The 13564-nt window shown below is 62.5% G+C and carries 15 protein-coding genes; 10 read left to right on the top strand and 5 right to left on the bottom strand.

The genetic code is table 11. From position 1 onward, the window contains the following. Positions 1–72: 72 nt before the first annotated feature. The 8 genes from DOM33_RS04520 to DOM33_RS04485 all read left to right on the top strand — a co-directional run bounded on the left by DOM33_RS04520 (position 73) and on the right by DOM33_RS04485 (position 8523). A complete protein-coding gene (locus tag DOM33_RS04520; protein ID WP_110666192.1) occupies positions 73–1365 on the top strand; it encodes an adenylosuccinate synthase in 1293 nt (430 codons plus the stop codon). Positions 1366–1575: 210 nt separating this feature from the next. Then, a complete protein-coding gene (locus DOM33_RS04515; RefSeq protein ID WP_110666190.1) occupies positions 1576–2043 on the top strand; it encodes an SUF system Fe-S cluster assembly regulator in 468 nt (155 codons plus the stop codon). A 122-nt stretch (positions 2044–2165) separates the two neighbouring features. Continuing rightward, positions 2166–3608 carry a Fe-S cluster assembly protein SufB gene (gene sufB, locus DOM33_RS04510; RefSeq protein ID WP_110666188.1) on the top strand — a complete coding sequence of 481 codons (1443 nt, stop codon included), beginning with the start codon at positions 2166–2168 and terminating at the stop codon, positions 3606–3608. A gap of 84 nt (positions 3609–3692) precedes the next feature. Further along, a complete protein-coding gene (sufC, locus tag DOM33_RS04505) occupies positions 3693–4445 on the top strand; it encodes a Fe-S cluster assembly ATPase SufC (RefSeq protein WP_110666186.1) in 753 nt (250 codons plus the stop codon). After that, the gene (gene sufD / locus DOM33_RS04500; protein ID WP_110666184.1) at positions 4442–5782 is read left to right on the top strand and encodes a Fe-S cluster assembly protein SufD; all 1341 of its coding nucleotides are present in this window, start codon (positions 4442–4444) and stop codon (positions 5780–5782) included. Before sufC ends, sufD begins: the two co-directional genes overlap by 4 nt. Before the next feature lies 1 nt (position 5783). Then, entirely contained in the window at positions 5784–7025 is a 1242-nt protein-coding gene (locus DOM33_RS04495) for a cysteine desulfurase (protein WP_110666182.1), read from the top strand. A 12-nt stretch (positions 7026–7037) separates the two neighbouring features. Continuing rightward, entirely contained in the window at positions 7038–7616 is a 579-nt protein-coding gene (gene sufT, locus DOM33_RS04490) for a putative Fe-S cluster assembly protein SufT (protein ID WP_110666180.1), read from the top strand. A gap of 250 nt (positions 7617–7866) precedes the next feature. Beyond that, positions 7867–8523 (top strand): SanA/YdcF family protein, encoded by a 657-nt coding sequence (locus tag DOM33_RS04485; protein WP_110666177.1) that lies wholly within the window; start codon positions 7867–7869, stop codon positions 8521–8523. Positions 8524–8616: 93 nt separating this feature from the next. Here the strand turns inward: DOM33_RS04485 and DOM33_RS04480 are convergent, their stop codons facing one another. The 4 genes from DOM33_RS04480 to DOM33_RS04465 form a co-directional block, all read right to left on the bottom strand. Beyond that, positions 8617–9057 (bottom strand): ferritin family protein, encoded by a 441-nt coding sequence (locus DOM33_RS04480; protein WP_110666175.1) that lies wholly within the window; start codon positions 9055–9057, stop codon positions 8617–8619. Between the two features lie 109 nt (positions 9058–9166). Next, on the bottom strand, positions 9167–10075 hold the full coding sequence (gene rimK / locus DOM33_RS04475) for a 30S ribosomal protein S6--L-glutamate ligase (protein WP_110666174.1): 909 nt from the start codon (positions 10073–10075) through the stop codon (positions 9167–9169). A 22-nt stretch (positions 10076–10097) separates the two neighbouring features. After that, entirely contained in the window at positions 10098–10535 is a 438-nt protein-coding gene (locus DOM33_RS04470) for an ATP-dependent zinc protease family protein (RefSeq protein ID WP_110666172.1), read from the bottom strand. 4 nt (positions 10536–10539) lie between these two features. Then, entirely contained in the window at positions 10540–11553 is a 1014-nt protein-coding gene (locus DOM33_RS04465) for a DUF3549 family protein (protein WP_110666170.1), read from the bottom strand. A 215-nt stretch (positions 11554–11768) separates the two neighbouring features. On the opposite strand from DOM33_RS04465, the gene DOM33_RS04460 reads away from it, so the two are divergent. Further along, the gene (locus DOM33_RS04460; RefSeq protein ID WP_110666168.1) at positions 11769–12095 is read left to right on the top strand and encodes a YqcC family protein; all 327 of its coding nucleotides are present in this window, start codon (positions 11769–11771) and stop codon (positions 12093–12095) included. A gap of 87 nt (positions 12096–12182) precedes the next feature. Here the strand turns inward: DOM33_RS04460 and DOM33_RS04455 are convergent, their stop codons facing one another. After that, positions 12183–12734, bottom strand: a complete 552-nt coding sequence (locus DOM33_RS04455; protein ID WP_110666166.1) for an OmpW/AlkL family protein — start codon at positions 12732–12734, stop codon at positions 12183–12185. 400 nt (positions 12735–13134) lie between these two features. On the opposite strand from DOM33_RS04455, the gene DOM33_RS04450 reads away from it, so the two are divergent. After that, on the top strand, positions 13135–13527 hold the full coding sequence (locus tag DOM33_RS04450) for a GtrA family protein (RefSeq protein WP_110666164.1): 393 nt from the start codon (positions 13135–13137) through the stop codon (positions 13525–13527). Positions 13528–13564: the final 37 nt, after the last annotated feature.

Raw genomic sequence — 13564 nt, 5'->3', positions numbered from 1 at the left:
ACGAGCCGACGTCGAGAGAGCGTACTGTTCGCGATCGGATGATCGCGACGAGCTGACCGAGAGACGAGAGCAATGGGTAAGAACGTAGTCGTATTGGGAACCCAGTGGGGCGATGAAGGCAAGGGTAAGGTCGTCGACCTGCTGACCGAGTCCGCCAGCGCCGTGGTTCGTTTCCAGGGCGGGCATAACGCCGGCCATACACTGGTCATCGACGGCGAGAAGACCGTCCTTCACCTGATCCCCTCCGGCGTGCTGCGCGACGACAAGATCTGCGTCATCGGTAACGGGGTCGTACTCTCGCCGGAAGCGCTGATCGACGAGATCAAGACGCTGGAGGCGAAAGGCGTCCCGGTGCGTGAGCGGCTTCGTCTGTCACCCGCCTGTCCGCTGATCCTGCCCTACCACGTGCGACTGGACCAGGCACGCGAGAAGGCGCGCGGTATCGCCAAGATCGGCACCACCGGACGCGGCATCGGACCGGCCTATGAAGACAAGGTGGCACGTCGCGGCCTGCGTCTCGGCGATATCCTGCATCGCGAACGCTTCGCCTCCAAGCTGGGCGAAGTGCTGGACTATCACAACTTCGTGCTGACGCGGTATCACGGTGAGCCGGCCGTCGATTTCCAGGAAGTGCTCGAACAGGCGATGATCTTCGCCGAAGAGCTGCGGCCGATGGTCTGCGACACGGTCTCGCTGGTGCACGACTTCCGCAAGGCGGGGGAGAACATCCTCTTCGAAGGCGCCCAGGGCTCGTTGCTCGATATCGATCATGGTACCTATCCGTATGTCACCAGCTCCAACACCACGGCCGGCGGCACGGCGACCGGCTCCGGCGTGGGGCCGCTCTATCTCGACTACGTGCTGGGGATCACCAAGGCCTACACCACCCGTGTGGGCTCCGGTCCGTTTCCGACGGAGCTCTTCGACGAGTTCGGTCGTCATCTGGCGGAGAAGGGCCACGAGTTCGGCGCGACCACCGGGCGCGCACGTCGCTGCGGCTGGTTCGACGCCGTTGCCCTTCGCCACGCCGTGCAGATCAACTCGGTCTCGGGCATCTGTCTGACCAAGCTCGACGTGCTCGACGGGCTCGAAAACATCCGGGTCTGCGTGGGCTATCGCAGCAAGGACGGCGAAGTATTGGACAACCCGATCGACTCGGAAGGCTACGAGGCGATCGAGCCGGTCTACCACGAGCTGGCGGGCTGGAACGAGTCGACGATTGGCGTCAAAAACGTCGACGGTCTTCCGGCCAACGCGCGTGCCTACATCGCCTTCTTGGAAAAGGAAGTGGGTACACCGATCGACATCATTTCGACCGGACCGGATCGCAACGAAACGATCGTTCTGCGCAACCCCTTCGACTGAGCGCCGCTGAGCCTCGCTTGCGGCTCGGCGACACGCGTCGGCCGCCGGTCTGCACGAGTTCCTACCCTGCCGATGACGGGCGGGGTGGGCTCGCCTCGAAAGATACCTCACCTCAATTGGCCTGCTTTCCCAAATAGGGTTCACACGTATCGTCAAACAGGACTAAAATAGTCCTATATCAATGATACTTAACGACCGAGGCAGCGAGGCATGTTGAAACTGTCGAAGCTGACCGACTACGCGGCCGTGATCATGGCGCAGATCGCCCGGGATCCTCGGCGGGCACACACCGCCTCGGAACTCTCGGAACGCGCCAATCTGCCCTATCCCACGGTGGGCAAGACGTTGAAGATGCTGGCGAAAGCCGGGTTGGTCGTCTCGCGCCGGGGTTCTCATGGCGGCTATGCACTCGCCCGTACGCCAGAGGACATATCGGCCAGTGACATCATCGTCGCGATCGAAGGGCCCATCGGCATGACCGAATGCAGTCATGCCGATGGCGAATGCGATTTGATGGATGTCTGTGGCGTGGCCGACAACTGGCAGCGGGTATCAATGGCGATTCGCACACTGCTCGACGGGGTGACGCTTGCGCATCTGGCGCAGACCTCGCCGATCAAGCTGCCGGTGCATCTGCCCATTCAGAGCGTGACGCTGTCCGACGTACGAGACGGCTGAGTCAAACTACAGGGTTGGGGACCTCGAACGAGAGGCGCCACCCATCGGCATAAGGCGGTGCGCTGCGAGCGATAGGCAGGAGCCGCCACGATAAGACTCTCGACACGAGAGGAGAGGAGACCATGGCTAGCGAAGAAATGGAGCAGTTGGTTCGTCGCGAATACAAGCAGGGGTTCGTGACCGACATCGAAAGCGATACCTTGCCGCCGGGCCTGGACGAGAGCGTCATCGCCTTCATCTCGCAGAAGAAAGGCGAGCCACAGTGGATGCTCGACTGGCGTCTCGAAGCCTATCGTCGCTGGCTCGAGATGACGACACCCTCCTGGGCGCATCTCGACTATCCGCCGATCGACTATCAGGCGATCTCGTACTTCAGCGCGCCCAAGAAGCCCGAGGACCGTCCGCAGAGTCTCGACGAGGTCGATCCCAAGCTGCTCGAAACCTACGAGAAGCTCGGCATTCCGCTGCACGAGCGCGCCGCGCTGGCAGGGGTGGCGGTCGACGCCGTCTTCGACTCCGTGTCGGTGACCACGACGTTCAAGGAGAAACTGGGCGAGGCGGGCGTTATCTTCTGCTCGATCTCCGAAGCGATCCGCGACTACCCGGAGCTGGTCCAGCAGTATCTGGGCACGGTGGTGCCGCAGTCGGACAACTACTTCGCCGCGCTCAATTCGGCCGTGTTTACCGATGGCTCGTTCGTCTACGTGCCGGAAGGTGTGACGTGCCCGATGGAGCTCTCCACCTACTTCCGTATCAACGCGGCGAATACCGGGCAGTTCGAGCGCACGCTGATCATCTGCGACAAGCGGGCTCAGGTGTCCTACCTCGAAGGCTGCACCGCCCCGCAGCGCGACGAGAACCAGCTGCACGCCGCCGTAGTCGAGCTGGTCGCGCTGGAAGACGCCTACATCAAGTACTCGACGGTGCAGAACTGGTACCCGGGCGACGAAGACGGCAAGGGCGGCATCTACAACTTCGTGACCAAGCGTGGTGACTGCCGCGGTGACCGGTCGCGTATCAGCTGGACCCAGGTCGAGACCGGCTCGGCGATCACCTGGAAGTATCCCTCCTGCATGCTGCGCGGCAAGGAGAGCGTCGGCGAGTTCTACTCGGTCGCGGTCACCAACGGACGTCAGCAGGCCGATACCGGCACCAAGATGATCCACCTCGGCGAGAACACGCGCTCGACGATCATCTCCAAGGGGATCGCCGCGGGCCGCAGCGATCAAGCGTATCGCGGCATGGTCAAGATAGGCTCCCGAGCCAAGGGGGCGCGCAACTACACCCAGTGCGACTCGCTGCTGATTGGCGATCAGTGCGGGGCACATACCTTCCCGTACCAGGAGATCGGCAACTCCACGGCGACCGTCGAGCACGAAGCGACGACCTCTAAGATCGCCGACGACCAGCTCTTTTACTGTCGCGCCCGGGGTATCGACGAAGAGGATGCCGTCAGCATGATCGTCAACGGCTTCTGCAAGGACGTCTTCCAGGAGCTGCCGATGGAGTTCGCCGTCGAGGCCGAAGCGCTGCTCAACGTCACGCTGGAAGGTTCGGTGGGCTGACGCCGCCGTCGAAGTCTCAGTCTCACTGTCGGGAGCGCCCCTAGGCGCCTCCCTCTGGTTTCAAGTTCGTCTGAAGGGTTTCACATGCTCGAAGTCAAGAATCTCCACGTCACGGTCGAGGGCAAGCCGATCCTCAAGGGCCTCGATCTGACCGTCAACGCCGGCGAAGTGCACGCCATCATGGGGCCCAACGGTGCCGGCAAGTCGACGCTGTCTGCGGTCATCGCCGGCAAGGACGGTTACGAAGTCACCGAAGGCTCGATCCTGTTCGAAGGGCAGGACGTGCTCGAGATGGAGATCGAGGAGCGCGCCCGCGCCGGTCTTCTGCTCGGCTTTCAGTACCCGATCGAAATTCCGGGCGTCAAGAACATCTACCTGCTCAAGGCGGCTCTCAACGCGGCGCGTGCGGCCCGTGGCGAGGGTGAAATTCCGGCACCGGAATTCATGAAGCTCGTGCGCGAGAAGAGCGCCGAGATGAAGATGGACCCGAGCTTTCTGCAGCGCGCCGTCAACGAAGGTTTCTCGGGCGGTGAGAAGAAGCGCAACGAGATCCTGCAGATGCTGGTGCTTCAGCCAAAGCTTGCGATGCTCGACGAGATCGACTCCGGGCTCGACATCGATGCGATGAAGGTCGTGGCACAGGGCGTCAACTCCCTGCGCAATGCCGACCGTGCGATTCTGCTGGTTACGCACTACCAGCGCCTGCTCAACCACATCGAGCCGGACCGCGTTCACGTACTGGTCGATGGGCGTATCGCCAAGAGTGGCGACAAGAGCCTGGCGCTGGAACTCGAATCCCGCGGCTACGACTGGGTCGTGGAGGAGTCCGCTGCATGAGTGCACCGCAACGCTTTCTCGAGCGTCTTCCCGCGCGTAGCAGCGACGAGCCGAGCTGGATCGCGGCGCGGCGTCAGGCGGGCGCGGCACGCTTCGAAGCGGTCGGGTTTCCCACGCGCCGCGACGAGGAGTGGAAATACACCGACGTGCGGCGAATTGCCGAGGGCGACTTCGGTCTCGCCATCCACGCCGACTACGATCGCGCACGATTCGACGAGCAGCGTCTGGCGCTCGACGATGCCCATCGTCTGGTGTTCGTCGATGGCCGCTTCAGCGCCGAACTCTCCGAGCTCGATTCCCTGCCAAACGGGGCGAGCGTCGAGCCGCTCTCACGGGCGATCGACCAGGATGCCGAGGCGATCGGTGGCGCGCTCGGTCGCCTGGCCGGTGTCGACTTCTCCCCGTTCACGGCGCTGAGCACCGCTTTCGCCGACGAGGGCGCGGTCATTCGGCTGGCACCCGGCACCGCGGTGGAGAAACCGATCTACGTGGTCATGCTTTCGCGTGCCAACGACGTGCCGGTGATGAGTCACCCGCGGATGCTGATCATGGCCGGCGCCAACAGCGAAGCGACGGTCATCGAACACTATTACGGTGAGGCGGAAGCCGCCAACTTCACCAATGTGGTGACTGAGGTCTTGCTCGATCGCGGCGCGATCATCGATCACTACAAGCTGCAGGAAGCCTCGCTGAACGACCTGCACGTCGCCAGCATTCACGTCGATCAGACGCGGGACAGCCGCTTCAATTCGTTCAACCTGAACTTGGGCGGCGCGCTGGTGCGCAACGACCTGGTCGCGGACCTGAACGCCGAGGGCGCCGAGACGACCTACAACGGCTTGTTCTTCGTCCAGGGACGCCAGCACGTGGACAACCACACGCTGGTCAACCACAACGCACCGCGTACCTTCTCCAACGAGAACTACAAAGGGATTCTCGACGATCGCGCTCACGGCGTGTTCAACGGGAAGGTCTACGTCAAGCGCGACGCCCAGCAGATCGAGGCGTACCAGAACAACGCCAACCTGCTGCTGTCGGATCGTGCCGAGATCGACACCAAGCCGGAACTCGTCATCTACGCCGACGACGTCAAGTGCTCTCACGGCGCGACCACGGGGCAGCTCGACGAGGAAGCGGTCTACGGCCTGCGTACTCGCGGCATCGACGAAGCCATGGCCCGCGCGCTGCTGACGCTCGCATTTGCCGGCGAGGTCATGGAGCAGGTCAAGCTGCACGTCATCGCCGAACGGGTCGAGCGGGCGGTTGCCGGTCGTCTACCGGAGCGCTTCAACCTGGCCGATCTGGTGGAGACCGCCGAGGCGGTTCAGGAGGTCTGAAATGACGGCGCTGACCGATCTCACGCTCGATGTCGCGGCCGTTCGCGCGGATTTCCCGATTCTGGATCGGGAAGTTCATGGCAAACCGCTGATCTATCTGGACAACGCGGCGACGAGCCAGACGCCGACAGCGGTCATCGAGAGTCTCGGTGACTACTATCGGCGCTACAACGCCAACATCCATCGCGGTTTGCACACGCTCGCCGACGAGGCGACGGCGGCCTACGAGGGCGCCAGAGCGAAGATTCAGGCCCATCTCAATGCAGCATCGTCACGCGAAATCGTGCTGACCCGGGGGACCACCGAGGCGATCAATCTGGTGGCCAACAGCTGGGGGCGAGCGAACCTTCGCGCTGGCGACGAAGTGATCGTGTCGCTGATGGAGCATCACTCGAACATCGTGCCCTGGCAGCTCCTCGAGAGCGCACTGGGCATCGTGGTTCGCGTGATTCCGGTGGACGAGCGTGGCGTACTCGATTTCGAGACCTATCGTGGGATGCTCAACGAGCGCACGCGGCTGGTCTGCGTCAATCACGTCTCCAACGCGCTGGGCACGGTCAATCCCGTTGCCGAGATCATTCGTGAGGCCCATGCCGCTGATGCGAAGGTGCTGATCGATGGCGCTCAGGCGGTACCGCATCAGGCGGTCGACGTGCAGGCGCTGGACGCCGACTTCTACGTCTTCTCCGGGCACAAGGTCTACGGTCCGCTGGGTATCGGTGCGCTCTACGCCAAGGCGGCGATACTTGAGTCCATGCCGCCGTGGCAGGGGGGCGGTGAGATGATTTCGCGCGTCTCCTTCGATCGGGGCACCGAGTTTGCGGGTATCCCGCACCGGTTCGAGGCCGGCACGCCGCCCGTTGCCGAAGCGATCGGCCTCGGTGCGGCGCTCGACTGGGTCAACGCGCTGGGAATCGAGCGTCTCGCTGCCTGGGAGCAATGGCTGCTGGGCCATGCGACCGAGCGGCTCGAGCGCATCGATGGGCTGCGTATCATCGGTACGGCACCGGAGAAGGCGGGCGTGATCTCGTTCGTCGTCGACGGTGCGCACGCTCAGGATATCGGGCTACTCATCGATCAGCTCGGCGTGGCGATTCGCACGGGACACCACTGCGCTCAGCCGGTGCTGAGTCATTTCGGATTGGATGCGACATGCCGCGCTTCTTTTGCCGTGTACAACACGCCGGAAGAGGTCGATGCATTCGCCGACGCGCTGGAGCGCGTTCTCGGCATGCTGCGCTGACGGGAGAGAGACATGGACTCCGCACAGGATCTGTCGGCAAAGGGGATCTACAAGGGTCAGGAGATGCCGCTGCAGCGCGACGTCGACGTCATTTCCATCCCCTTCGGCAAGACGATCACGCTCGACGAGGACAGCGTCGTTTCGATCATGCAGGCGAAAGGCAGTTCGGTCAGCGTCGGCTACGAAGGGCGACTCTACCTGATCGAGGGTCACGATTTCGACGCGCTGGGGCTGGAGGCACTCGTGCGCCCGACGCTCGACCCGAACGCGACGGAAGCCGAGATGGAAGCGTTCGTCTGGGAGCAGCTCAAGACCTGTTTCGATCCGGAGATTCCGGTGAACATCGTCGATCTCGGCCTCGTCTACGGCTGTCGGATCGATCGCTTGCTCACCGGTGAGCGGATGGTGGTCATTCGCATGACGCTGACCGCCCCCGGTTGCGGCATGGGTGACGTCATCGCCGAAGACGCCCGGCGCAAGATTCTCGGTGCGCCGCAGTTCGCCAAGGTTCACGTGGAAATCGTTTTCGATCCGCCTTGGAGCCGTGAGATGATGACCGAAGAGGCGCGCCTGGAACTCGGAATGTTCTAAAAAACGGCGGGCTAAGGCCGGTCGAGGCGATCGTTGGCGGCTTCGTCGCGTGCCAGGCGCCGATCGGTTCAGGACCGAGCTGCAAGGTGAGATGTCGCGGCATCGAGCAGTCCGGATCGGTCGATGTCGAACCGGCATTGAAGGATTGAGACAGCGATCACGACATGTTGAGTAGTGAACCCCATCGGATTCTTCCCCCGCGAGGCGACCCCAAGAGGTCGCCTCGCGTCGTCCGTAGGACCATGGCTTCATGCGCCGGTTGCTGACATGGCTTGCCGTGGCCGGCTTGGGCATTACCGCTAGCGCGGCTCTCGCGGTCGTCGGCATCAATCTGTGGATCCTGCAGCAGACGCAGAGCCGAATCGAGTACGAGGTGCCGCTGTGCCGTGCGCAGCCGGTCGGCCTGGTCTTCGGCACGGCGCAGTGGTTACGCCAGGGCGGGTCGAACCCCTACTACCGAGGCCGGATAGAAACCGCTGCCGAGCTGCTTCGCCTCGACCGGATCCAGCACCTGCTGCTCTCGGGTGACAATCGAACGCGCTACTACAACGAGCCGATCAGCATGTGGCGCTCGCTGCGCCACCGCAACGTCGACGATGCCCATATGACGCTCGACTATGCCGGTTTCAGCACTTTCGACAGCGTCGTGCGTGCTCGCGAGGTTTTCGGCGCCCGGCGACTGGCGCTGATCTCGCAGGCGTGGCATTTACCGCGGGCCCTGTTCATTGCAGATTCCCTGGGGGTCGAAGCGACCGGCTGCGCGGTACCCGACGATGGCGTCGACGGTGAATGGCGCCTGAAGGCGCGGGAGTGGTTGGCGAGGGCAGCGACGTTCGGCGATCTCTACCTGTGGGGACGGGAACCGTATTTTCTCGGCCCGCATGAGCCCATCCGTCTCGCCCCTTGACGCAGGGGGTATGAGGCTGCGCACGGATTGCTCGATAGGTAGAGCCGATCCGAAGTGCTGGTCTCTATGTGATAAGGGTGAGGGGTAGTGTGCTCAGCGCTGACGCTGCTGAGCCTTGTTGATTTCGCGGATCAGGGCGCGGCAGTTTTTCCAGCAACGCTCGAGTGCCGGTTCCAACGCGTCAGGCAGGGGATGCGTGAACGCTGTCCCCAGCGCCTGCATGAGCACGCGCTCCTGCTCGAGCAGTTCGCCCAGCAGTACGGCGCTGTCATTGCCCACGAAGCTCTTGATACGACTCCATAACCAGAGGTAATCGTCGCGCTCGACGTCGGCGTCGCGTGGCAGCATGTCCAGATGTTGACGCACCAGCTCCTGGAGCTCGCGCATCGCGACGCCGCGCTCTTCATAATGCGGCTTCAGTGCATTACGTAGCGCCGGTCGCAGGCGATCGAGATTGTCCTGGAAGTAATCCAGGCTGTCTGCCAGCGCTTCCAGTACGCTGTCCATCGCCACTTGGCGATTGTCGAGAAACATGCGCAGCCACCTCCTGAGGCGACATGAATTGTGCGGCTGGAAACACTGTTTTACTACCCCTGGCAGTACAAAAAATTAGGTTTCCCGGCTATTTGCCAGCGCCTGGATATCACCCCTTGGGTTTGGGGGGCGCCTTGTTGGGCTGGACGGCGTTCTTCTCGAGATGCTCGACGATCTGGCCAGCGATATCCTTGCCGGTTGACGACTCGATCCCTTGTAGCCCCGGCGAAGAGTTGACCTCCATGATGACCGGCCCATGATTCGAGCGCAGCAGGTCGACACCGGCGACGACCAGGCCCATCGCCTTGGCAGCGCGCACCGCGGTAGAGCGCTCCTCGGGGGTGATACGGATCACGCTGGCAGTGCCACCCCGGTGCAGATTGGAGCGGAACTCTCCCTCCGCTGCCTGACGCTTCATGGCCGCCACGACCTTGTCGCCAATGACGAAGCAGCGGATGTCGGCACCTTTCGCTTCCTTGATGTACTCCTGGACCATGATGTTGGCTTTCATGCCCATGAAGGCCTGAATCACCGACTCTGCCGCCTGCTGGGTCTCCGCGAGCACGACGCCGATCCCCTGAGTGCCCTCGAGGAGCTTGATCACCAGCGGCGCGCCCTTGGCCATCTTGATCAGATCGGGAATATCGTCCGGCGAATGGGCGAAGCCGGTCACCGGCAGCCCCAGGCCTTTACGCGAGAGCAGCTGCAGCGAGCGCAGCTTGTCGCGAGAGCGGGTGATGGCAACCGAGTCGTTGAGCACGTAGGTGTTCATCATCTCGAACTGACGCAGCACGGCGCAGCCGTAGAAGGTGACCGAGGCGCCGATGCGAGGAATGACGGCGTCGAGCTTCTCGAGCTCTTGACCCTTGTAGTGGATGGAGGGGCGGTGGGAAGCGATGCTCATGTAGCAGCGCAGCGTGTCGATGACACGCACGGTGTGGCCGCGCTGCTCGACCGCTTCGATCAGCCGTCGAGTCGAGTACAGATTGCGATTGCGGGAGAGGATGCCGATGTGCATTTTTGTTGGCTCCGTGAGCGAATCAGGGTTCGCCGTGTAGGAAAGCGGCACCCGGTGCGACCAGCAGGCGGCGCATGGCGCGACGGCCCAGCAGCATGGGATGGCGCATGTTACTGCGGTCGGTCAGCGTCAACTCGATGGGAAAGTCGAGCCCGCCAAGCAGCAAACGGGTGCGGATGACGTAGCGCCACTGTTCGTGGCCGTTCGAGCTTCTCACCTTGCGCCGGTCGTGCAGTGCGACTCGGCATTCGTGCGCCGGTGTATCGCCGCCGCTGATACGCGTGACGAAATGGACCCAAGGATGGCCGTTTTCCTCGAAGGGCTCGATCGACTCGGCGTGTAGTGCCGAGGTACGAGCGCCGGTATCTGCCTTGCAGCAGAGAGTCAGGTTCATGTCGGGCAGCGAGACCATCTCACGCCTTCCGATGATCGCTTTGGCTTGGTAGGGCAGTGGCTTCATTCGGTCATGACTTCCATTCGGCAACGCGCCGACCCACTGCGCTCTCTGTCGGCGCTTGGCGCAACATCATCACTATTGGCAACCTTAGGCGGGGGATCAATGCCAAATCACGAATCACCCGACGAAAGTTAAGTTTTTCGCACGTGGCGAGCCGATTCAGGAAGCGCTCGAGTCGCGTCTCGTGTTCCAGGTGATGCCAGCCGCGGGCGGCAACCGCCACCAGGCAGTCGGCCGCTCGAGCGGGCGTCTCGTCCAGCCACGCTTCGAGCCAGGCGCTGGCGAGCGCCGAATCGCTACCGACGACTGCCCGTATCAAGGCGCAGTAAAGCTCGAGATCTCCCTGGGCCCAGGCAGGCGACAGCTGCGCAATCAGCGCCTCTACCAGGGACTCACTGGCGTGACCGTGCTCGAGAAGATAGCAAAGCGGCAGCAGGACCTCTCGGGGGAGTTCCGGGAGCCTTCGTTGCCAGGTACCTTCTTCGAGCGCATTGGGATCGACGACGAGGTCGGCCAGCCCCTGAAGGCCAACCATCTGCCAACTGACCGTCTCCTCATTGGCGAGATAGCGTCTCGCCAGTTCGGCGTGGGGTGAGACGGGACGGTCGAAGTGTCGCGAGAGCCAGGCATGCAGCAACGCTCGCTGATGGACCTCGGGATCGAAGGCGACCGGGTTGTCCTGCATGAGATTCTCTACCGGTGCCGCGTCCCCACTGGCCGCCCCCGGTGTCGAGCCGATGGTGCGCAGCAGCCGTTCCAGGAAGGCGTCCCGTGCGGCCGGGGAGAGCATGGCCTGCTCATCCAGCGGGAGCGCAATGAACCAGATCGCCGGGTCGTCCATCTCCGGCCACCGGATGGCGCAAGCGAGCTGGGCCTGACCCTGCCAGGGGAGCGGCCAAGGCGTTTGCTCCCGCTCGAAGGTCTCGAACGCCTCGCGTGGCATCATCTGTACGCGTCGTCCGAGTGCAAAGATCGCAACGTCTGCGTTGGTCTGTTTGAAAAAATCACTCAGCGTCTGCATGTTCTCGCCCGTCGGTTTTCGAGGCGGCACTGTAACGCCGGGCTCAAGACGAGAATAGGGGGCGGTCAAAATTTAAGCATGTCTCATGAGCGCGGCGAACACGCCGCGACCCGGGACCTATCCCAAGTTTATCCACAGTCTCTTTCAGGGTTTCTGTGATCAAGCCGCGCTGGTCGACGGCGGTCGACCGCGGCGATGTCAACCAAGGAGTTTCAATGAGTGCACAAGATACGGTGCGTGAGGCGCTTAGCGACCTCGAGGACGCACTGAAGGGCGCCGATCTATGGCAGCAGAGCCAGCCGGAGCCGGCGGCTTTCGAGAGTGCGCAGCCGTTCTGCGTGGATACCATGACGCTACCTCAGTGGTTGCGCTACGTGTTCGTCGCGCGTCTACGCGCAATACTCGAGGCGGGGGCAGCGCTGCCGGCAAGCTGCGACGTGGCGCCGGCGATGGAAGTCTATCTCAAGGACTCGCCGATGCCGCAGAAGGCACAGGTCATCGAGGCGATCGCGCGAGTCGATCGTGCCGTGACCCAGGCTTGAGGGCTCGACTCGTTCTTGTCGAATGAGCGGCAGTCGGACATAAAAAAACCGGGCCAGAGGCCCGGTTTTTTCGATCGCGCTGAGGTCTTAGAAGCGGACCATCGCGCCGGCACCCACGGTCAGCGGGTTGACGTCGACGTCTTTGCCGCCGCTGACGTCAGCTTCGACATCAGCGTACTGAGCGAAGGCGTTGAAACCGAAGTTGTCGGTGACGTTCAGGTCGACACCCAGCTGACCAACGGCGCCCCAGGATTCGTCCACGCTACCGATGTTGTTTTCATCGTTGAACGTGGTGTAGTTGACGCCCAGGCCGGCGTACGGCTGAACGCGGGAATCCATGCCGCCCAGCGGGTAGTACTGAGCCATCAGGTTGATCGGAACCTGCTTGAAGTCACCGCCTTCGGCGTTGACGGTGGTTTCGGTCATGGAGCTCAGTTCGATGCCGACTTTGTCGTGAACCATGACGCCGAGGCCGAGGTAGGCACCGGTATCGTCATCGGCATAGCCGTCGTCGGTATCGACTTTGGCAACGCCTGCACGGGCGAAGAAGTCACCCTGGCCATAAGCGAAAGCCGCCTGAGTTCCGAATGCGCAAGCACCGGCGAGGGCCATGGCGGAGAACAGTTTGGTCTTGGTCATGAGTAAGTACTCCCTTATCTACGTCATGAAGCCGTATTACCGGCTTTCACATTCAATGGGACAACGGCGCTATGATAGGAAACGCTGTTCTCTAAGTCCAGTGAAATTTTGAAACGGCGTTTTTTTACCGGCCGAAGATTACCGCTCGAGCTCGCATATGGCGTAGATCGACCGTTGGGCTTAACGTAGCTCGCCATCATCGACTTCGCCAAGAATTACGCTAGGTTTTCTTTGGTCAGTCGACAACGCCATCCGTACCGCCTCTCCACTCACGGGATCGAGAAACTCGCATGCACCACTCCACTGAGCCAGCGCGACACCGCCTATGTGACGTCACTGCCGACGATCTGCTGGCGCCCCAGGCCGGCTCTCGTCGGGGTTGCGGCCAGGGCATATCGGCATGAAGCGTCGGCTCAAGCGAGAAGCCAAGACGGCGGCGAAGTTCAGTATCGTGGGTAGTGCGGCCACCGCGGCGCATCTCGCCATCGCCGCGGCGATGAGCGCGGCGCTGCCTGCGCTTTCTGAGTTTCTGGTCAACTGCTGCGGCTTTTTCTTTGCCTTTCAGATCTCGCTGTTCGGTCACCGGCGCCTGACGTTTCACGCCCGAGGCCGGGCGCGGCGGTTTTTTCTTCTCGCCGTGCTCGGGTTCGCCCTCAACAACGTCGTGCTCGCGCTGCTGCTGGCTACTACATCGCTCTCCGGCTTTTGGCCGATCGGTATCGCGACGCTGACCGTACCGCTGATTACCTACGTGGGTTCGCGGCTCTGGGCGTTTCGTGAACCGCAAAGCTGAACGCTGCCATCGAAAAGGGCGCCCGCAGGCGCCCTAT

This window comes from Salinicola halophilus (assembly GCF_003206155.1).
GTDB lineage: Bacteria > Pseudomonadota > Gammaproteobacteria > Pseudomonadales > Halomonadaceae > Salinicola > Salinicola halophilus.
The sequence above is the reverse complement of the archived record's forward strand: the minus strand, read 5'-3'. Positions and strand labels throughout refer to the sequence as shown.